Source organism: Acinetobacter sp. YH12069, from assembly GCF_013419675.1.
In the GTDB taxonomy this organism is placed as follows: Bacteria; Pseudomonadota; Gammaproteobacteria; order Pseudomonadales; family Moraxellaceae; genus Acinetobacter; species Acinetobacter amyesii.
In genome coordinates this window covers 79,435-100,986 of record NZ_VOZS01000010.1, presented here as the reverse complement: position 1 = coordinate 100,986, position 21,552 = coordinate 79,435, and the positions used below count along the sequence as shown (strand labels likewise).

The 21,552-nt window shown below is 40.0% G+C and carries 17 protein-coding genes; 6 read left to right on the top strand and 11 right to left on the bottom strand.

The annotated features are described in order from the left end of the window. Nucleotides 1–6: 6 nt before the first annotated feature. The 11 genes from FTU16_RS09230 to FTU16_RS09180 form a co-directional block, all read right to left on the bottom strand. Nucleotides 7–1,581, bottom strand: a complete 1,575-nt coding sequence (locus FTU16_RS09230; RefSeq protein WP_168378454.1) for a 7TM diverse intracellular signaling domain-containing protein — start codon at nucleotides 1,579–1,581, stop codon at nucleotides 7–9. Between the two features lie 369 nt (nucleotides 1,582–1,950). Continuing rightward, nucleotides 1,951–2,361, bottom strand: coding sequence for a hypothetical protein (locus FTU16_RS09225; protein ID WP_180025983.1), 411 nt, complete (start codon nucleotides 2,359–2,361; stop codon nucleotides 1,951–1,953). A gap of 13 nt (nucleotides 2,362–2,374) precedes the next feature. Continuing rightward, the gene (locus tag FTU16_RS09220) at nucleotides 2,375–4,684 is read right to left on the bottom strand and encodes a fimbria/pilus outer membrane usher protein (RefSeq protein WP_180005390.1); all 2,310 of its coding nucleotides are present in this window, start codon (nucleotides 4,682–4,684) and stop codon (nucleotides 2,375–2,377) included. A gap of 5 nt (nucleotides 4,685–4,689) precedes the next feature. Continuing rightward, the gene (locus tag FTU16_RS09215; protein ID WP_180005391.1) at nucleotides 4,690–5,418 is read right to left on the bottom strand and encodes a molecular chaperone; all 729 of its coding nucleotides are present in this window, start codon (nucleotides 5,416–5,418) and stop codon (nucleotides 4,690–4,692) included. A 92-nt stretch (nucleotides 5,419–5,510) separates the two neighbouring features. Next, nucleotides 5,511–6,011 (bottom strand): hypothetical protein, encoded by a 501-nt coding sequence (locus FTU16_RS09210; RefSeq protein WP_180011654.1) that lies wholly within the window; start codon nucleotides 6,009–6,011, stop codon nucleotides 5,511–5,513. A 992-nt stretch (nucleotides 6,012–7,003) separates the two neighbouring features. Next, complete coding sequence (locus FTU16_RS09205) at nucleotides 7,004–7,672, bottom strand: hypothetical protein (RefSeq protein WP_306670348.1); 669 nt, start codon at nucleotides 7,670–7,672, stop codon at nucleotides 7,004–7,006. Nucleotides 7,673–7,984: 312 nt separating this feature from the next. Continuing rightward, a complete protein-coding gene (locus FTU16_RS09200; protein ID WP_180163125.1) occupies nucleotides 7,985–8,380 on the bottom strand; it encodes a DUF2971 domain-containing protein in 396 nt (131 codons plus the stop codon). Nucleotides 8,381–8,428: 48 nt separating this feature from the next. Further along, entirely contained in the window at nucleotides 8,429–8,617 is a 189-nt protein-coding gene (locus FTU16_RS09195; protein ID WP_257220830.1) for a hypothetical protein, read from the bottom strand. Between the two features lie 604 nt (nucleotides 8,618–9,221). Further along, nucleotides 9,222–10,238, bottom strand: coding sequence for a ketol-acid reductoisomerase (gene ilvC / locus FTU16_RS09190; protein ID WP_078192867.1), 1,017 nt, complete (start codon nucleotides 10,236–10,238; stop codon nucleotides 9,222–9,224). 109 nt (nucleotides 10,239–10,347) lie between these two features. Further along, complete coding sequence (gene ilvN, locus FTU16_RS09185; RefSeq protein ID WP_078189625.1) at nucleotides 10,348–10,839, bottom strand: acetolactate synthase small subunit; 492 nt, start codon at nucleotides 10,837–10,839, stop codon at nucleotides 10,348–10,350. Further along, the gene (locus FTU16_RS09180; RefSeq protein ID WP_168378448.1) at nucleotides 10,836–12,563 is read right to left on the bottom strand and encodes an acetolactate synthase 3 large subunit; all 1,728 of its coding nucleotides are present in this window, start codon (nucleotides 12,561–12,563) and stop codon (nucleotides 10,836–10,838) included. The genes ilvN and FTU16_RS09180 overlap by 4 nt, the downstream gene beginning before the upstream one ends. A gap of 699 nt (nucleotides 12,564–13,262) precedes the next feature. Here FTU16_RS09180 and FTU16_RS09175 point away from each other — a divergent pair. The 6 genes from FTU16_RS09175 (at nucleotide 13,263) to FTU16_RS09150 (ending at nucleotide 21,543) form a co-directional block, all read left to right on the top strand. After that, a complete protein-coding gene (locus tag FTU16_RS09175) occupies nucleotides 13,263–13,604 on the top strand; it encodes a DUF4124 domain-containing protein (protein ID WP_249708160.1) in 342 nt (113 codons plus the stop codon). A gap of 127 nt (nucleotides 13,605–13,731) precedes the next feature. After that, nucleotides 13,732–16,353, top strand: a complete 2,622-nt coding sequence (gene leuS / locus FTU16_RS09170; protein WP_180163124.1) for a leucine--tRNA ligase — start codon at nucleotides 13,732–13,734, stop codon at nucleotides 16,351–16,353. Nucleotides 16,354–16,554: 201 nt separating this feature from the next. Next, complete coding sequence (lptE, locus tag FTU16_RS09165; RefSeq protein WP_078192675.1) at nucleotides 16,555–17,088, top strand: LPS assembly lipoprotein LptE; 534 nt, start codon at nucleotides 16,555–16,557, stop codon at nucleotides 17,086–17,088. Nucleotides 17,089–17,097: 9 nt separating this feature from the next. Beyond that, complete coding sequence (gene holA / locus FTU16_RS09160; protein WP_180163123.1) at nucleotides 17,098–18,081, top strand: DNA polymerase III subunit delta; 984 nt, start codon at nucleotides 17,098–17,100, stop codon at nucleotides 18,079–18,081. Nucleotides 18,082–18,217: 136 nt separating this feature from the next. Continuing rightward, on the top strand, nucleotides 18,218–19,561 hold the full coding sequence (locus FTU16_RS09155) for a MacA family efflux pump subunit (RefSeq protein ID WP_180163122.1): 1,344 nt from the start codon (nucleotides 18,218–18,220) through the stop codon (nucleotides 19,559–19,561). 2 nt (nucleotides 19,562–19,563) lie between these two features. Beyond that, nucleotides 19,564–21,543, top strand: coding sequence for a MacB family efflux pump subunit (locus FTU16_RS09150; RefSeq protein WP_180163121.1), 1,980 nt, complete (start codon nucleotides 19,564–19,566; stop codon nucleotides 21,541–21,543). Nucleotides 21,544–21,552 lie beyond the last annotated feature (9 nt).

The window sequence follows — 21,552 nt, the reverse complement described above, 5'->3', positions numbered from 1 at the left end:
ATCGAGCTAATCAAATAACTGATTAAAACGGTGCCTAAAGGGTGCCATCCATAACAATGGGGTTTCAGGCAGTTTGGTGCCTAAACTTGAACCGCTATCAATGATATGTCGTAAATCATCTCTTAAAATTTTCAACATCGATAAAAATTGCGAATTGGTCAGATCTTTGGAACTCTGCTCAACCGATGCCATTGAACGAACCAAGGAGCCACCTAAGCCATCATGTAGCTCATGTGCAATTTGAATACGCTCTTGCAAGCGGGTATTTTCCATTTCTAACTGATAATGATTTTGTAGGGTATGCGTCAACTCTTCCTTTACTTGAGTGACCGTTGTTGCCAACGTTTGATTAAACTTTTCAATTCGTCTCACACTTTTAGTCAAGCGTAGTGCAAAAATAATCGCCACACCCAAGGTTGTTATCGGGGAAGCATATGCCGAAATCAAATCCCCTTCATTCATCATTAAGCGCCAACCGTCATGGGCACCAATTGGGACATAAATCAACAACATAATCCCTGCCAGCAACTTGGCTTCAACTTGTCCTGATTTATAAGCAATCCACGAAAATGTCAGGCAATTCAGCATATAGCAAGCATAGCCCACCATAAAACTCAAATCTAAGACAGGTTGTACCAAAGACTGTGGTGTAAAAAAAATCAAGCAACCCAATACAAAAACAGTCATCCCCATGACTTTTTCAAGACGTGGAAATTTTCGTCCTGCAAAACGCCAAGGATAGAGACAAGTCGCTGTCGTAAAACAAAGAAAGATAAAGATATGCAAACGATAGAAATCTAGCGTTGATAGCCCCCAAAGCGTCTCGGTAGCTAAAAGTTGCCCAACGTATAGCACCCAAAGAAAACTGGTTATGGCATACCAACCAAAAGCGTTTTCTTCGCGTCGAAACAGCCAAACCAGCCCCGCAATGATCCCCAAGATAAACTCAAAAATAGTGGTGTAGCTATGCAAGCCTCGCATAGCCAACCAATGTTTTTCATACACTTTGGTATTATCGTGATAGCGGTTTAAACTAACCTCACCAAGCCCTGGATTCAGTGCATTGACGCCCACCACTCGTATCAGCACTTCATTCTGACCTTGCTTTAGGCTGTTGGGTGGAATTACCCATTGCCGAGGCATATTCCAACTTCGTGACAAAGGCTCTTGTAATGAATCATCCTGCCAAAACAGCTGACCATTCAAATACACTTGCCCTGCCATATTGATGTAACTCACCATCAAAGAAAGCGGATCTGAGCCTGCATCTTGACACGTGTATTGCCATTTCAAGCGATACCAAGCTGTGCCAGAATAATTATCCCAACGATCTTTCCAACGATCTGGTAACTTTTCTATCGTTTGCCAATGCTCATGCCCGGTCAATTCTCCGCTTGGCATCTGCGCCTGAGCGACTTCTTGACTGACTAATTTTGACTGACATGATTGGGCAATAGCTTGTGGACTTAGCCCAATTGCACCAAATACAAGACAAAGAACGGTAAATTTCAGCTTTAAAGGTTTAATTAGAGAAATGAGGACATTTAAAAATGTCAGACGTGTTTGAACGCAATACGCCAAGCACATCGAACCTTTTTTCCGACATGCGCAACTTGGAGCATTTGAATGATAGCGATTCAATACTGACCTTCCCCGTTAGCCGAAATAAAATGGCTAAAATAAAAACAAGATCACATATTAAACCTATGAACTCTAATAAGAAAAACTTTTTCTGAATTATTTATTCTTAACGCTATATCGATATTTTAACATCTCGAATACTCAAGACATTCACATCCAACTTTATATTTGCAACAGAGAATGGAGCTACTTAGATTGAAGCTAGAGACTCACATTAATATCTATACTCAAGCTTCAATCTAGCGACATGAACTTAGCACTCTGCATATAATCACCTTAACCATGAAATAAAATCACTCGCTAAGCCTCTCAAAACACCATATTTACAAAGACTGTATCGCGGTAGATTCCTGCAGGTGTCGTTGCATTCACTCGCTCCACCAAACGCACAGCAATCACATAGTTATTTTTGCCAGCGCCTTGCTCTGTAGAAACATTCCACAGATTTTCCATCGCACCTGAAACAGTCATTCGTGTTTTGAGCTTAATCGGGCCATTCGTCACAAAACTACTGCCCGAAGTATCCTGCAAATTACGGCTATTAAAGCGTATGCGGTATTTACCGGAACAATCGACACTAAATGAACTCGCCGCTTGACTATTATAGTAATTCGCCAAGCGCATATTGGTTTCACTGATTCGTCCCATTTCACAACGATTCGGTGCAGCAAATGTTATTGAACTAAATAACGCTGCTGAGATGAGTAAAATACTTTTCATTGGAAATACTCCTTTATTTACACTGCAATGTAATTAATTCAGGAGTTTGGTTTTCTACCTTTTTCGGCACTGTTAATGCTGTTTGGCAAGATCGACCACCACTGGTCCTCACCGTCAACTTGTAGTAGCCTTCAACCAAACCATATAACATTACCGTGCCATCTGAACCCACTGGATAAACATCAGCTTCTGGGGTATCAATTGCAACTTCACTTCCTGCAACAAATTGATGACCTTGTTCATCCAATATTTTGACCAATATTTGTTGTGTATCAAATACTGAAAAATTAATGTTATAACCACGCTGTCTTAATGCGACTAAACGATGTGCAGCATTTGGAACTTTGCTTTCGATCGGTAATTGATTTTCATCAAATGAAATATCGTAATTAATATAAGGAACGATATCGTGTACAAAGGCATAGCCTTTTTTATTGGTTTTCGCGACTGGAGACATTGAACGCATGACATCAATATCTTCACGACCACCAACATTCACTAAAGCAAAGGCATTATCGACAAAACTGGTCAATGCGTATTGACCACCCAACCACACCATAGCGCCACGGTAGCCAACCTGTGTTGTTGAATCATTTTCACTATAGAGATGACTTAAGGTTAAATCACCAACATCAGTGGACAAACCACCATAGGCATTTAATACCGTTTCATCATTACGATAATCCACACCGAGCGCATAATTTGCACCATATTCACCGAATGCATTTTGAATGAAACGGACACCGCCGGATTTATTGGTACCCGCATCAGCCTGAATACGCTTACCACCACCAAAATTATAAGAAAATGTAATAAAGGCACCTGAGTCATCGCTATCTCCAAATTCTTGGAAATAGTTGGCGGTATACATTAAATTCGGTGTAATTTCGCGACTCACACCCACAGTGAGCATTTTGCGATCCTCTAACTCAAATAAAGGATCATTAGATTCATACTGGGTTTGTTCGATATAGTTCAGATTTAAATTTTGAAAGAATGGAAAATTAGCAAAACTCAAATACGCCATATTTTCAAATTTTGGAAAAATATGATTATCTTCATAACCTAACGCCCGATAATCATTTGTAGCGTAGCGTGAACTCACACCAAAATTAAGTTTCCCGAAATTACGACTGATAGCCAAACCTGCAGAATAGCCATCGTCATTATCGGTTTTACTGCCTAAAAAAATACTGTCTAAAACAAACCATCGATTGACCGCTTGCGTCCATAGCAGTCCTGCATTTTTTACTTTGTCACTATAGGTAGCACTTGCACCCAACGTGGTACGACTGGTGACACCTCTACGCCAATAGGCTGAACTGAAAAAATCGCGATAATCGCTATTTTCTTCGTCATAACTGAAGCGTAGTTTCCCTAATGATATGTTGTAATCATTTAAATTTTCTTTGAGCAATTTACTGCTAATTAACACCGGAAAACTTCGAACAGTGGTATTCCCCAATACATCTTGTACAACCATTTGCGCTGTACCAGCACTTTCAATATTGGCACCTGTTTGTAGGTTATAATCTCCAGGTGAAATCTTTTTCTGATAAATATTTACGCCATCAATATATAAATCAACAGTCGAAGGTAAAACTGCACTACCTTTTAGACTTGGAATATTCCAATACACAAAATCTGGACGTGACGTATAGTCTGTACCAAAACTCAAACCACCAAATCGCACACCATGAATTAATGCGCTATAGGCAGAGGTCGTATCACCAATAATCAGCTTGGTCGCATTTTTGGAGAAATCAAACTCAAGACTACTATTTAACCTTACAAATTTTTCTTCACGATAATCATCCCCTTTATTATTTCGATAAAAGGCATTATTTCTTAAAATCCAATTGTCTTTAAACACCCCAAGTTCAGGCAGTACACCAAAATTATTATGTTGAGTGTTATTTTCAAAGTGCATTTCATAATTGAGAAATGCACCAAAATTTGCAGGCATCGGCTGACTGATTAAGGCATCCGTTTCTAGCCCAAAGAAATATTTTGATGGAAGATTAATTTTGATAGCTTGCAATTGAGGATCAAATCCAGAATGAATATCTTGATCCGTTACCAAACAAAATGAATTTTTAGTTGCATGTCGTTTCAGAATTTCTACTTTAATTTGCAGCTTATCAAGATCTGCGCACTCTATATAAAACTTGTTATTTTCAGTCAGTAATAATACTTCGCTCTTGCGGTCTACTTCGTTTACCCAAATACTGGTTGGAAATAAATCATCAGGCATATCAACAGCTTCTGCATGAGCAGAATTAGCACATAAAATACAATATAGAAGCAATGTAATTCTATTCATAGCCACTACTCAACTAAATTAAACTCCAAAGGAGTGTCACCTTTATCTGTTTCCACAACGACTTTATAATTACTAGCGCCTTGTAAAGAAACACTCCCGATGTCGTATTGGTTTTTACCTAATGCCAATAAATATTTCATATCGGAAGATTCAGCGACTGTTTTCTTGCTTTTATCGATGACATAAAGTTTTTGGATTTGAATGTGTGATTTTGCTAAATTTTCAACCTGAATAATGGTGCGACCATTCGATTTTTTAGCAATAAATTTCAAATAAGCGGGTTCTTGTTTGCCGACAAAAAATGGCACATTAATACTTAATAACAGTGCAATTTTCGATTCAGAGTTCGTCACTTGTGGTAGCTCAGTATAAAGAATACGCCATGCTTCTTCTTGTTGTAGATTCATACTTTCTACAGATTGAGTAAATCCCACACGAACCATTTGTTTTGAATTTGGTTTTAAAATAAAGTTTTTCGGATTGATAATAATATTGGATTCAGGTGAAAGAACATCTTCGCCTGCAGCATTTTGAGTCCATTTAAATGCTTGAGCCTCAAAAATACGTGGTGTCTCATCATCCCCTTTCGACTCCAAAGTAAATGTCGCACTGCGTTGTTTAGATTTATCGGTTAAATATAACTGCACAGGGCTAATTGAAATACCTGCAAATATTTGAGGACTCAATAAGCAAGTCATTAAACTAAATGAAACGACTTTGAATAAACTTTTCATACACCCACCCCAGTACATTTAAATATTATTATCAATTCAAAAATAAAAAGAAGTTGACCCTAACTGTGTAGAATCAACTCCCTAAATTTGGATTAGTAAGCTACTTTGATATATAAAGTATCTTTGTATGTACCAGCACGTTGAGTACCTGAAATTGTATTTTTTGGAGCTACAGATACAGCAAAGTTATCAACGCTCATACCAGTTACAGGTGTAGAACCGATTGGATAATTCACACCACCTTTTGAAGTCGTGATTTTTGTAAATACTTTGTCACTAGTGGTTTCATGTTTTACAAAAGTATCTGCACTTGAACCCGCGTTTAGCGTAGATAGATTTAATGTATATGGAGTGTTCGTTGTAACTGTAAAGCCACTAGCACCCCTATAACTGTCTTCAACGAGTTTGATGTCTTTACCTACCAAAAGCTCACATGCTTTAAGAATCTGTAACTCGATGTCGATTTCGCCTTCACACGGCGCACCGCCACATTGTTTAGATTCTTTTTTACCACCAGCGATTGCAGATGTTGCTGGAAGTGCTACGAACAATGTTGCAGATAGTACTGCGGTTAAAATTTTAGATGTAGACATTTCACTTCTCCATTCTCATATGAGATTTATTAGTATGTGCATCAAAGGATATTTGTTAAGAAAAACTAATTAATCTTACTTTCCCTAGGTGCTGATTCATTCTTAATCATGTGGAGAAAAAAAGAACCTAATGTGGAATATTCACACGAATATTAATGTAATATTATTTTTTACGAATATTTAAATTATGTGGTTGTAATATATTAAATATTTTTAATTTTTATATTTTTATTTAATTTTTCTCTTTATCCCAAATTTTGGGGATTTTTTTCATATCCCTATTTTTTGGTATAACATATCTTATTGTTTTTATTAAATTTAGTAACATTAAAAATAATATAGGCTGTTACATATTTCACCAAATATTTGTGAAATAGTTCAAAATAATTTTCAAACAAACCAATACTACGTGAATATTCAACTATATTAATAGTAAAGACCGATTAAATTTAAATTTTAAATAGAATCTCGAATGTATAATCACCACTTTCAGGTATGTCTTTTGAAACGCAATACAAGAATTACGTCACCAAATACTGAGCCTTTGTATTAAATTACAGGTTTTGAAACACGTCTTAGTTTCCAATGTTAAGCTTTTGTAAATCATATTTTCTTTCTTTAAATTTCAGATTTTTGTTTTTCAATTTTTTAGAATCTCATTTATTACATGAATTATCACGCATATTGAAATTCAGCTCCTCTCTTTCAACGCACTTTTTACTTTGATTTTTTATTCAAAATACTGAATACCTCTTTTAAAACTGCCTACATTCTTCTTTAGAAAATTCTATAAATAAAAAAAGCCCCAAGTTATGGGGCTTTTTAAAAAATTTAACTTACTCACTGACTGGATAAAGCAATCCTTGATCGACTCGAAAGATTTGACCTGATCCAAAATCAATCTGCTGCAACTCTCCTTTTAATTTTGGGAAGCCTGCAATTTTTTCCAATTGTGGTGAGCGCTGAAAATTCTTCGTTTTAGGGTTGTACATCTAATAAATAAATTGCTTATCTTCTATTTTTCGACCATCAGATGTATCTGAGAGTACAACATCATAGTATCCATCAAAATTAACATCCAAGAATCCTATACTACTCCCAAAGGCATTAAAGCCTTGTAAAGACTGTAGTACTGTGCCATTTGACTTATTAATCACATCTACGCGTTTTAGAGACTTCCCATAAGGTTGGTCTGCGGATTGCACCCCATAGAACTTAAACAGCAAGATAGGTTTATCTACAGCTTTAAACGCAGGCTCAAACTGTAAATAACTAGTAGATGGTGGTGCCGTTTGTTCCGTCAGCTCAGCTTTAAAAGAGCCTGTATTTGCATTCAAGGTTCCTGCCAAACGATAAGCTGTTGCAGCACTTTGTTCAATCCCAACATTGACTGAATTCAGATCTATAAAATCTGCTTTTTGAGTCCCTTTAAAGTTAATTTGTTTGGGCTCTTGCAGATCAGTCAAAGTCCCGTGCGGATTCCATATGCCAGCATACAAATCTAAGAAATAACGCCCTTCAGTAGAGCGAAGCATCCGCTGCATGGATATCCGAACATCAGGTAAAGGCTTTAACTCAGACTGTGCTATATCTGAAACTTGTGCAAAACTCACCACAGGTAGACAAAGAGCGAGTAAGAGAGAGAGTTTTGATATTTTCATTGCAATTACACACTCCATGCAGCATGAATAATGCCTACTCTATCACAACCTAAATTCAACTCAGCTGACACAAATATAGGAGTTTTGAAACCACCCATGACTCAAAACCATCAAATTAAATTTGATTCACTTTTAAAGACCATGTTTCCAAATCTAATGAAATGCATTTCAAACTAATATTAGATTCAACACATAGATCTTTCAGCAATTCACACTGATCTCTTATGATCAATTACTGGCTTCACAAGCTCTTGCTTTCTTCTAAGATCAATATATGCATTTTTCCCAACATATACTTCAAAAAAGGCTTCTTCAGGCAATTTTAACGTATAAATTGGACACGTTTGCAATTGGGACTCTTTGCCAAAGTTGGTCATTGATATATGCATGTGTTTTTGTAGAAAAGTGATACCCGAATTGAGCATCGCTAATATTCTTTACAATACGTACTTCCTCTTCGTATGCCCATTCCTGCATTTTATAAAGCAAACCATGCCTTATTAAAACTTCTTCATTATCCCAATTTAAAATATTTGAATTTCCTACAGACATTAATTTTTCAACACTTGCCACATTGGCCTGCTTCGGCGCTGTTTTTAAATATCTCAACTCCCCTTTTGTTGAAGGAATAATAAATTGATCACCATCTTCAAGGCCTGCTTTGCATGTGTCTATTCCGATCACGACACCTTTTTTAACTATCCCCATAATGTGGCCAGATGAGTAGATTTAAAGCAGTTCTAGTCAAACTTAAAATCACATATTTTCTAGAAAACTGATTTCGGAATGCCCTACTGCTACCGATGTCGGTACATCCAAATCATAAAAACCAAAACCAGTGCATTCAAATGGGTCATTAAAATCTTCTAAATGTGAAAAACCTAGAGATTTTGTTTTCAAAATCGTTAAAGCAGCTTCAAAACTCACATATTTATATAAAATCATTATTCTAACCCACGCTAATATTGGGTTCCTTGTATCATAAAACTCAAAAGATAATTAAATAAATTCTTTTCTTTGCTTACGATTTTGTTCGATTGGATCCAAAGTATGAACGAGTACAAAACATTGTTTTGTACGAAGTACAACGAGGCAGCACACTGTTCTGAGTGACGCGTAAGGAATGAAAGCACTACTTTTTTATTTTTAAGGCACGTAACTTTAAATATTAAAAAACCCACTCAAAATGAGTGGGTCTTCGTATTCAAATCAATTGATTCAAGAAATTAGTTTTTCTCTTTATCAACGATTTTGTTTGCTTGGATCCAAGGCGCGAAAATGATGAAAGTATCGCTTACATCATTTGAGGCTCGTAGCCTTGATGCCGTCTTTTATAAGGGATAAAAAAGCCCCTGTTAAAAACAAGGGCTTTTTGACTTAGATATCAGAACTTCGTTCTTTTCTTTGTCTACGATTTTGTTCGCTTGGATCCAAGGTACGTAAAAATAGAAAAGCATGCTTTTCTATTTTTAAGGCACGTAACTTTAGATATTAAAAAACCCACTCAAAATGAGTGGGTCTTCGTATTCAAATCAATTGATTCAAGAAATTAGTTTTTCTCTTTATCAACGATTTTGTTCGCTTGGATCCAAGGCATCATCGCACGTAACTTGTTACCAGTTACTTCGATACCATGCGCCGCGTTTTGACGACGACGAGCAGTCATAGAAGGATAGTTCAACGCACCTTCTTGGATGAACATCTTCGCGTATTCACCAGATTGAATACGTTTAAGCGCATTACGCATAGCTTCACGAGACTGTTCGTTGATTACTTCAACACCAGTTACGTATTCGCCATATTCAGCATTGTTTGATACTGAGTAGTTCATGTCCGCGATACCGCCTTCGAACATTAAGTCAACGATCAATTTAAGTTCGTGTAGACATTCGAAGTAAGCCATTTCTGGTGCATAACCAGCTTCAACAAGAGTTTCGAAGCCCATTTTAACCAATTCAACAGCACCACCACAAAGAACTGCTTGCTCACCGAAAAGGTCAGTTTCAGTTTCTTCACGGAATGAAGTTTCGATAATACCAGTACGGCCACCACCAACACCTGAAGCGTAAGAAAGCGCAACGTTACGTGCATTACCAGAAGCATCTTGGTGAACAGCGATAAGATCAGGTACACCTGAACCACGTTGGAATTCTGAACGTACAGTATGACCTGGCGCTTTTGGAGCAACCATGATTACGTCAAGGTCAGCACGTGGAACAACTTGGTTATAAAGAACAGAGAAACCATGAGCAAATGCTAGCGTTGCACCTTGCTTGATGTTTGGCTCAATTACGTCACGGTAAAGTTGTGATTGGAACTCATCTGGAGTCAAAATCATAACTAAGTCAGCTTGAGCTACAGCAGCAGGAACTTCTGAAACTTTAAGACCAGCATTTTCAGCTTTTTTCCAAGAAGTAGAACCAGCGCGTAGACCTACAGTTACGTCAACGCCTGAATCTTTAAGGTTAAGCGCATGAGCATGGCCTTGTGAACCATAACCAATGATTGCTACTTTTTTGCCTTGGATGATAGATAAGTCTGTGTCTTTATCGTAAAAAATTTGCATTGCTGTCTCCGCTAAAATGCTTTCGTTTCCTTTAACTTGATACCGTGATTCTGTTTGATTATTCACGTTTCAAGTACCTCACCCATAGGAGTGAGGTGAATATATAAAATTAGATAGTTAAAACTTTTTCGCCACGTGCGATACCTGAAACACCTGAACGTACAACTTCTAGAATTGTATTTTCAGCTAAGGCATCAATAAAACCATCTATCTTTTCAGTTGTACCTGCGATTTGAATGGTATATGTCGTTGGTGTTACGTCTACGATTTGTCCACGGAAAATATCCGCAGTACGTTTAATTTCTGCGCGCGCTGAACCAAGTGCTTTGACTTTAATTAACATCAATTCACGTTCAATATGAGCACCTTCAGACAAATCAACAACTTTAACAACTTCGACAAGCTTGTTGAGTTGTTTGGTGATTTGTTCAATTTTATGCTCATCGCCATACGTGGTTAAAGTCAAACGCGAAAGCGTCGGATCTTCTGTTGGCGCTACGTTTAATGTCTCAATGTTATAACCACGCTGCGAGAATAAACCTACCAAACGTGAAAGCGCACCTGCTTCGTTTTCTACAAGTACAGAGATAATATGTCTCATTGTGTGCGCTCTCCTTTGCCTAACCACATATCTTTCATTGACTGGCCAGCAACCAACATTGGATATACATGCTCTGAACGGTCAACCATCACGTTAATAAACACACACTTGTCATTGATCGCCATCGCTTCAGCAAGCTTCGACTCGAGTTCATCTGCATGGTCAATTTGAATACCTACATGACCATACGCCTCCATTAATTTAGGGAAGTCTGGAAGTGACTCAACATACGAGCTTGAGTGACGACCTTCGTAGTTCATGTCTTGCCATTGCTTAACCATACCTAATGCACGGTTATTCAAGCATAGAATTTTTACATTCAAGCCATATTGCTTACATGTAGATAGTTCTTGGATACACATCTGAATCGATGCTTCGCCAGTAATACACACTACTTGTTGATCTGGGAAGGCAAGTTTTGCTGCCATAGCATATGGCAAACCTACACCCATGGTTCCTAGACCACCTGAGTTGATCCATTGACGTGGACGTGTGTATTTGTAGTAAAGCGCACCAAACATTTGGTGTTGACCAACGTCTGAAGTAATGATGGCTTGGCTATTGGTAATTTTATCCAACGCTTCAACAACTTGCTGTGGCTTCATTGAACCATCAGTTGGTTTGTCATAGTTCAAACCATGAACTTGACGCCATTCATTGATTTGTTTCCACCAAGCCGCGATATCTTCTGGATTTGGTTTAGACACATTCAATTGCTTTAATTGAGCCAACATTTCAGTCAATACAGGCTCTACTGCACCCACAATTGGGATGTGCGCCATAATTGTTTTTGAAATCGTTGCTGGGTCTATATCAATATGAATGACTTTCGCATTTGGACAGAATTTCGCTGGATTATTGGTTACACGGTCATCGAAGCGCGCGCCCACACACAGAATCACATCTGCATTGTGCATAGTCATATTGGCTTCGTAAGTACCATGCATACCCAACATACCGATGAATTGTTCATCATTGCCCGGATACGCACCAAGACCCATTAAAGTACTGGTTACTGGATAACCCAATAAATGTGCAAGTTCTGTCAACTGTGCAGAAGCGTTGCCTTGAACCACACCACCGCCTGAATAAATAATTGGGCGTTTAGCATGAATCAATTCATCAATTGCTTTACGAATTTGACCTGAGTGACCACGATGCGGCGGTTGATACGAACGCATTTTCACTTTTTCAGGATATTCGTAAGCAAATTTCTCTGCAGGATTCGTTGCATCTTTTGGAATATCAACGACAACAGGACCCGGACGACCACTTGAAGCGATATAAAATGCCTTCTTAATAATCGAAGGGATTTCGCTTGCATGACGTACTTGGAAGCTGTGTTTTACGATTGGGCGCGAAATACCGACCATATCCGTTTCTTGGAACGCATCCTCACCGATAAGATGGCTTGCAACCTGACCTGACAAAATCACCATTGGGATTGAGTCCATATAGGCAGTTGCAATTGGAGTTACGGTATTTGTTGCACCCGGACCAGATGTCACCAGTACGACACCTGTTTTACCTGTGACACGTGAGTAAGCATCAGCCATATGACCAGCAGCTTGCTCGTGGCGCACTAGGTAATGATTGATTTTTTCTTGTTGAAATAGCGCATCATAAATATGCAGTACTGCGCCGCCTGGGTATCCAAAAACATGTTCAACGCCTTCGTCCGCTAAAGCGCGTACGAGCATTTCACCACCAGATAAAAGTTCCAACGTGATTCACCCTAATCTTTTTTCACGCACAAATGGAGGGCATTTGTCGTGGTTAATTCATTAACTGTGTGCTCTGTTATAGCACACAAATTTCATAGTTTTCATAGCAATAAGAAAAAAATCTGACCTGCTTGCTGTTTGAGCAATATGGGGTCTAAAACATGTTGGGATAAACATATTTTGTTGGCTTTGTTCAACGTCTCGGCTAGAGAAGAAGTCCATTGCTAAAATGCACTCATTCGAAGGGTGATCGATCTAAGGCATATAAAACTAAAGACAGCATTTTTGTAGTTTCAACCATTAAAGTCAAGTTTAAAAATCGGCTTTTTTCTGATTACTTACAGACCGTTTGTTTTTTAAGCACCCTCTCTTTCTTCGTATTCTTTGTAGTTTGTTTATTTATAACCAGTTAGCATGTATTTAATAAAATACTTTTATAAATCTAATAAATAAATTAAATGAATGGATGTATGTTTTTAATTCAATTGCTTTACATTGAAGTTGCTGCATAGGTTAAATGATAAGAATCCAATATTTTGATTGCTTATAAATCCCCCAATTCATCATTCACAAAGTTATTCATCCCACGCGATGTCCCTTTTATCCTTTGTGCTAAAAAATGCATAGATTCTGCTGTCAAAAAAGCGCAAAATTTTCAGCATAATTTTGCATGATCACTCTAACTTTGGGACTGAATTTATGATGAAGACGACGATTGCTCGCACTGCCTGTATTTTATCTAGCATGGCATTTTGCCTGACCAGTTTGGACCTTTCAGCGAAAGAATATTACAAGTGGGTGGATGCAAAAGGTTCAACGCATTACACCACCACGCCACCGCCAAAAAATGCGCAGCGTAAAGGTAAAGTGAATACCTATGGTGCAACAACGACTACGCAATCAACTCCAGCAAAAAACCAAGAAGAGGTTTCACGTGAAGCCGAACAGTCGAATGAACAAAATGAGCAGCTAGCGGAACAACAACGCGAAGCCAATGCAGCGCTCCGCCAAGGTCAAGCCGTAGCCTCCGCACCACAATAATTTACGCCAAAGCCTTCAATTTTGACTTAAATTATTTACATCTACACAGCATCGCAAAATTCACTCTAGGCGTATTTTGCGCTATGCTGTAGCACAAACTTTTTAACCGTTATTTCTATTTACGTTTATGACTACTCACATTGACCCTGAATATCAAGCCAGTGCGATTGAACCTACAGTCCAACAAGACTGGGAAAATCGCAAAGCCTTCAAAGTTGCCGACCAAGTAGAAGGACCACGTCGTTATATCCTCTCTATGTTCCCTTATCCAAGTGGCAAACTGCATATGGGTCATGTGCGTAACTATACAATTGGTGACGTGATCAGCCGTTTCCACCGCTTACAAGGTGAAACTGTACTACAACCAATGGGTTGGGATGCTTTCGGTCTACCTGCTGAAAATGCTGCAATTGCCCATCAAGTCGCTCCTGCAAAATGGACTTTTGAAAACATTGATTACATGCGTAATCAGCTTAAAAAGTTAGGTCTTTCTGTAGATTGGGATCGTGAATTTGCAACTTGCACACCTGAATACTACCGTTGGGAACAATGGTTATTCGTACAGCTTTATAAAAAAGGTTTAATTTACCGTAAGCTTTCAACAGTGAACTGGGACCCTGTAGACCAAACTGTTTTAGCAAACGAACAAGTTGAAAATGGTCGTGGCTGGCGTTCAGGTGCATTGGTTGAGAAACGTGATATTCCAATGTACTACTTCCGCATCACTGACTATGCGCAAGAATTACTTGACGATCTAGACACATTAAAAGACGGCTGGCCACAGCAAGTTTTAACCATGCAACGTAACTGGATTGGTCGCTCACAGGGTATGGAAATTACCTTCCCTTCAGCGAATCCAAATGTTTATGCAGATGGTTTAACTGTATTTACCACTCGTGCTGACACACTCATGGGTGTGACTTATGTTGCAGTTGCAGCAGAGCATCCAATGGCACTTAAAGCTGCGGAAAGCAATCCTGAGCTTGCTGCATTTATCGAAGAATGCCGTATGGGTTCTGTTGCAGAAGCAGACCTTGCGACTGCTGAAAAGAAAGGCATGGCAACAGGTTTGTCAGTTAAGCACCCAGTTACAGGTGAAGAAGTTCCTGTTTGGATCGCAAACTACGTCTTGATGTCTTACGGTTCAGGTGCGGTGATGGCGGTTCCATCACACGATGAACGTGACTTCGAATTTGCCAACAAATATGGCTTAACCATCAAGCAAGTGATTGATGCCAAAGGTGCAGACGATGCAGACTTTGACGCAACCACTTGGCAAGAATGGTACGGTTCTAAAGAAGGCAAACTGGTGAATTCAGGCGAATTTGATGGTTTAGATTTACAAGGTGCATATGATGCATTCCTTGCAAAATTAGAACCGACTGGACTTGCCAACTCGAAAGTTCAATTCCGTTTACGTGACTGGGGTGTTTCTCGTCAGCGTTATTGGGGTTGTCCAATTCCTATGATCAACTGTGAAAAATGTGGTCAGGTTCCAGTACCTGAAGAACAACTTCCAGTTGTATTGCCAACGGACGTGGTTCCAGACGGTTCAGGCAATCCACTCAACAAAATGCCTGAGTTCTATGAAACCACTTGCCCATGCTGTGGTGGCGATGCTCGTCGTGAAACAGATACTTTGGATACCTTTGTAGAATCATCTTGGTACTATGCACGCTATGCATCTCCAGATTTCACTGACGGTATGGTAAAACCTGAAGCGGGTCAAACTTGGTTACCTGTGAACCAATACATCGGTGGTGTTGAACACGCAATTCTTCATTTACTTTATGCACGCTTCTTCCACAAATTGATGCGTGATGAAGGTGTGGTACAAGGGAACGAGCCATTCACCAACTTGCTTACTCAAGGTATGGTTCTTGCGGATACCTACTACCGTGAAGCTGATTCAGGTAAGAAGACTTGGTTTAACCCTGCTGACATCGAACTTGAAAAAGACGAAAAAGGTCGTATCATTTCTGCGAAATATCAAGGTGATGGTCAAGACGTCGTGGTGGGTGGTCAAGAGAAAATGTCGAAATCGAAAAATAACGGTATCGACCCGCAAGCGATTATTGATCAATACGGCGCAGATACTGCACGTGTATTCATGATGTTTGCTGCACCACCAGATCAATCACTTGAATGGTCTGACGCAGGTGTTGAAGGTGCAAACCGTTTCTTAAAACGTGTATGGCGCCTAGCAACTGGTTTCCTTGAACAAGGCAACTCTGCTGCAAACATCGACAAAGCGACACTTTCTACCGCTGCACAAGACTTACGTCGTAAAACACACGAAACCATTCAAAAAGTGGGTGATGACATTGCTCGTCGTCATGCCTTCAACACCGCCATTGCTGCGATGATGGAACTTTTGAATGCAAACAATAAGTTTGAAGCGAAAGATGACAATGACGTTGCCGTTGCACGTGAATCAATCATTACCCTTCTAACTTTACTTGCTCCGTTTGCACCACATTTAAGCCAAACCTTATTGGCTGAGTTTGGTATTGAATTAACATCAGCACGCTTCCCTGTTGTAGATGAATCTGCGCTGACTCGCAATACACAAACGATTGTGGTGCAAGTAAACGGTAAACTTCGTGGCAAATTAGAAGTATCTGTCGATGCCTCTAAAGATGACATTCTTGCACAAGCAAAAGCATTACCTGAAGTTCAACAATTCTTGACTGGTCCAACCAAGAAAGAAATTGTGGTGCCGAATAAATTAGTGAATTTGGTGGTTTAATTTAATCCCCCTAAATCCCCCTTTATAAAAGGGGGACTTCCCGCTCCCAATAAAAAATCGGGTCTCCTCCCTTTTTTAAAGGGAGGTCGGGAGGGATTAAAAAACAATTCCCAAACAAAGCCCGTTGCCAGTCAACGGGCTTTGACTTTACAATCCACACAGGATTTCAACATTATCCCTTCGGGAAACAGAGGACACTTTATGCACTTGGTTCAACGTGTTGCTGCAATTGTATTAACTATGGGCCTGAGCGCAGGCATGGTCGGTTGTGGTTTTCATTTAAAAGGCACCAACCCTGCTGCTGTACCTGTAGCCTATTCCAATATGCGATTGGCACTTCCTGAAGATACGGATGACCTACATGAAAAGTTAGCGATTTATTTAGGTTCTGCAGGCGTGCAATTGAGCAATAATCAAAATGCCTATGTCTTACATGTGTTGGATTACACTCCGCGACGTTTAGAACTCAATGGTAAATTGGTTGAAACTTTACTGCGCTTGAATGTGACGTTCCAAATTGAAGATGCTCAAGGTAACCCTGTGACAGAACCACGTACATTGATGGCAACACGTAGCTACCAATACGACGTAGCAACCGTGAACACCGATGACCAAGAAGAAAAATATTTAAAACAAGTGATTATTGATGACATTGCACAACAGATCGTGCGCCAAATTTCATCAAACCGCTTACCGAAAGCAAACCCACTAACTGCACCGACCAAAGCTGAGTAATTTTGATTTATGAAACTTGACTATCTTCAGGCATTAAAACGTGTAGATGAAGCGCAAGGTGCCTGGGTGCTACATGGTCAAGAGCCTTTACTTGAACAAAATCTCCTCGATGCATTTCGTAAGAGTTGGAGCGCTAGAGAAATCGAGCGTCAACGGTATGACATTAGCTCTGCTGCGGACTGGAAAAATGTCTTTAATGCTTTAAATAGCTTGTCATTATTTTCCAGTCAACTGGCAATTGAGGCACATGGCAGCATTAAACCCGATGCCAATGGACTAAAACTGTTAAAAAGCTATTTGCAGCAAAATGAAAGTAACTTGCTGCTCGTGGTCATGCCGAAGCAAGACAGTGCGAGTTTAAAGACCAGTTTTTTCCAAACCATTGATGCCAATGGAGTCAATGTTGCACTGACTGCAAACTACCCTAAAGATCGTCAGCAAATTTTGGCCGTTGAAGCACAAAAGCTCGGCATTAAACTCGCCAATGATGCTTGGCAATGGTTAGAACAGCATCATGAGCACAATTTACTGGCTGCAAAAAATAGTTTAATGCGTGTCGCAGATACTTTTCCTGAAGCTGAAATGATTCAGATTGATCATCTGTACTCTTGCTTACAAGATCAGTCACGCTACACCACCTATGATTTAAATGATGCAATGCTGCAAGGCAATTTGGCGCAATCAATTAAAATTTTTCAATATTTGATTGCCTCTGGTGAGCCGATGTCACTTATTTTATGGAGTATCAGTAAGGAAATGCGCTTGCTGATGCAACTGTTTGAGCAACCACAAAATGCCTTGCAAATTGGCATTTGGAAGACCAAAGTCGGACTGTATCAACAAGCTTTACGTCGTTTAAATGCCAATGAGTTTTTGACGTGGCCTGCCCTATTACTTCGTTTAGACGCGTCAATAAAAGGTTTAGGTCATGAAAATCCTGAGCACTTGGTACAACAAGCTATTGCCAGCTTGTGTGGGCGCAGACTCTTCTAGTCTAATAAAAGGCTGTAATAACTTGCATTGCAGTATAAAAGAATAATTATCATTACTATTTGTTCAAAAAGTTCACAATTTATCCGTATTTAAATCTTATAATTCAATCATCTTTATAAACTTTTAACTGCCAATCATGCCAAAAATAAAACCAGCAAAATTGATCGTAGCCATCATCGTTGCTTTGGCAATCGCTGTCACTGCATGGCATTTCCTAAAACCTAAAGAAACTCAGCCGCAATATATTACTGCTGAAGTGAGTCGTGGTGACATTGAAAACTCTGTACTTGCAACAGGTGTACTTGAAGCAACCAAAATGGTGAGTGTTGGTGCACAGGTTTCTGGTCAGGTGAAAAAGATGTATGTGCAACTCGGTGATGAAGTGAAACAAGGTCAGCTGATTGCCCGTATTGACTCGGTACGTCAGGAAAATGATTTAAAAACTGCAGAAGCCAGCATCAAAAACCAACAAGCGCAATTGGCAGTTAAACAAGCAAATCTTGCAAAAGTCCAAGCTGAATATAATCGTCAACAAGCAATGTATGCTCAAGACGCGACTAGTCGTGCAGAACTTGAATCTGCGCTAGCAAGTTATAAAACTGCACAAGCTGATATTGCAGCCATTAATGCACAAATCGAACAATCACGTTTAACTTTAGCGACTGCAAAAGAAGACTTAGGCTATACACAAATTGTTGCACCTATGGATGGAACCATCGTGGCGATTGTGACTGAAGAAGGTCAAACCGTAAATGCCAACCAAAGTGCGCCAACCATTGTGAAATTGGCAAAACTCGACACCATGACCATTAAAGCTGAAATTTCTGAAGCCGATGTGATGAAAGTCCAAGAAGGTCAAAACGTTTATTTTACAACCTTGGGCGACAGTGAAACAAAACACTATGCTACCCTGCGCCAAGTTGAACCTGCACCAAACTCAATTAACACCGAAAGCAACAGCAATACCTCTTCGTCTTCAAGTACTGCGGTTTACTACAACGCGCTATTTGATGTCCCGAATGAAGACGGCAAATTGCGTATCGATATGACCGCTCAGGTGTATATCATTTTAGACGAAGCCAAGAATGTCTTGACTGTCCCTGCTGCAGCTGTACAAACCTCGAACCGTCCACAACGTAGCCGAAATAATACGTCTACCGATGGTCAATCTGCTGATAAAAATACCAACGCAGAAGCTAAATCGAATAAAGATAATCCAAACCGTCCTAAACGTTTAGAACTAACCGAAGCTGAAAAAGCATTGGTCAAACAAGGTAAAGCGAGCGTTGCCATGGTACGTGTATTGCAAGCGGATGGTTCTGCACAACCTCAACCTGTATTACTTGGTTTAAATAACCGTGTGACCGCACAAGTGATCCGTGGCCTAAAACAAGGTGACAAAGTCGTAATTGCCGACGGTTCAGATACCTCTAATGATTCAGCGAAACGCAGTAATCGCGGCGGCCCAATGAGAATGTAATCATGAGTCAACATCAAACACCTCTACTCGAGGTCAAGAATCTGACGCGTGAATTCTCTGCCGGTGAAAGCACAGTCCAGATTCTAAAAGGGGTGAATCTTGAGATTTACCCAGGTGAACTGGTAGCAATTGTAGGTCAGTCCGGTTCTGGTAAATCTACCCTCATGAACATTTTGGGGTGCCTTGATAAGCCAACCAATGGCAGTTACAAGGTCAAGGGGCGTGAAACCCGTGAACTTGAACCAGATGAACTGGCACAGTTACGCCGTGAATATTTTGGCTTTATTTTCCAGCGTTATCACTTACTCGGTGATTTGAATGCTGCAGGTAACGTTGAAGTTCCCGCAATCTATGCCGGCGCAGATGCAACCGAACGCAATGCACGTGCCAAACAACTGCTGACTGACTTAGGACTGGGTGAAAAAACCCAAAACCGTCCGAGTCAACTTTCCGGTGGTCAGCAACAACGTGTGTCGATTGCGCGTGCTCTGATGAATGGTGGCGATGTTATTCTTGCCGATGAACCCACTGGTGCATTAGATAAGAATAGTGGTATTGAAGTGATGCGGATTTTGCGCGAACTCAATGCCAAAGGTCATACCATTATTTTGGTCACGCACGACCATAATGTTGCAAAAAATGCGACTCGAATTATTGAAATTTCAGACGGTAACATCATTTCAGATCAACCCAATGTACCTGAAACAGATGATGAACCTTTAGAAAAACAGCAACTCGTTCCAAACACACAGAAAAAAACCTCAAGCTGGCGCTCTGCCGTTGACCGTTTAGGTGAAGCCTTCCGTATGGCGATCCTTGCCATGAATGCTCACCGTATGCGAACATTTTTAACCATGCTCGGGATCATTATTGGTATCGCTTCTGTGGTTTCTGTTGTGGCTCTTGGGAATGGTTCACAAAAGCAAATTTTAGAAAATATCAGCAGTTTAGGTACCAATACCATTACGGTGTATCAAGGTCGTGGATTTGGTGATAACTCAAGATCATCGCAAGTAAAAACATTGGTTCCAGCCGATGCGACGGCCCTTGCGGAACAACCTTATGTCGATGGCGTTAGTCCTTCAGTCAATTCATCTGTTACAGCACGTTTTAAAGACACAGAAGCGTCGACCACAGTGAATGGCGTGAGTGAAGATTTCTTCTATGTCAAAGGAATGAACTTCGCTTCGGGTCAGTCTTTTGATAAAGAAAGCGTGACTGAGCAAGCGCAAGATGTGGTGATTGATAGTAATACTAAAAATACCTTCTTTGCAGATGGCACCAACCCTGTGGGTCAAGTCATTTTATTAGGCAGTGTGCCGAGCCGTATCATTGGCGTGATCGAAGAACAAAAAAGCATGATGGGTAACTCAGATAGCCTGAATGTGTATTTGCCGTATTCAACGGTTATGAGTCGTATGCTGGGGCAGTCGAACGTACGTAGCATCATTGTCCGAGTGAAAGATGAATACCCAAGTGCCGCTGCTGAAAACGCCATATTAAACTTGTTAGTGCAACGTCATGGCGCGCAAGATGTCTTTACACAAAACTCCGATAGTATCCGTGAAACCATTCAACAAACCACTGCAACAATGACTTTATTGGTGTCTGCGATTGCGGTGATTTCATTGATCGTCGGTGGTATTGGGGTCATGAACATTATGTTGGTTTCGGTGACTGAGCGTACCCAAGAAATTGGTGTACGGATGGCCGTGGGTGCCCGTCAAAGTGACATTTTACAGCAGTTCCTGATTGAGGCGGTGTTGGTGTGTATCTTAGGCGGTGTGCTTGGGGTTTTATTATCTTTAGGTATTGGACAATTGATTAGTCATTTTGCCGGTGGAACATTCCAAATGGCCTATTCAACAACGTCTATCGTTGCTGCTTTTGTCTGCTCTAGTATGATTGGTATTGTGTTTGGCTTTATTCCTGCACGTAATGCCGCACAGCTGAACCCTGTCGATGCGCTTTCTCGCGAATAAGGAAATAAT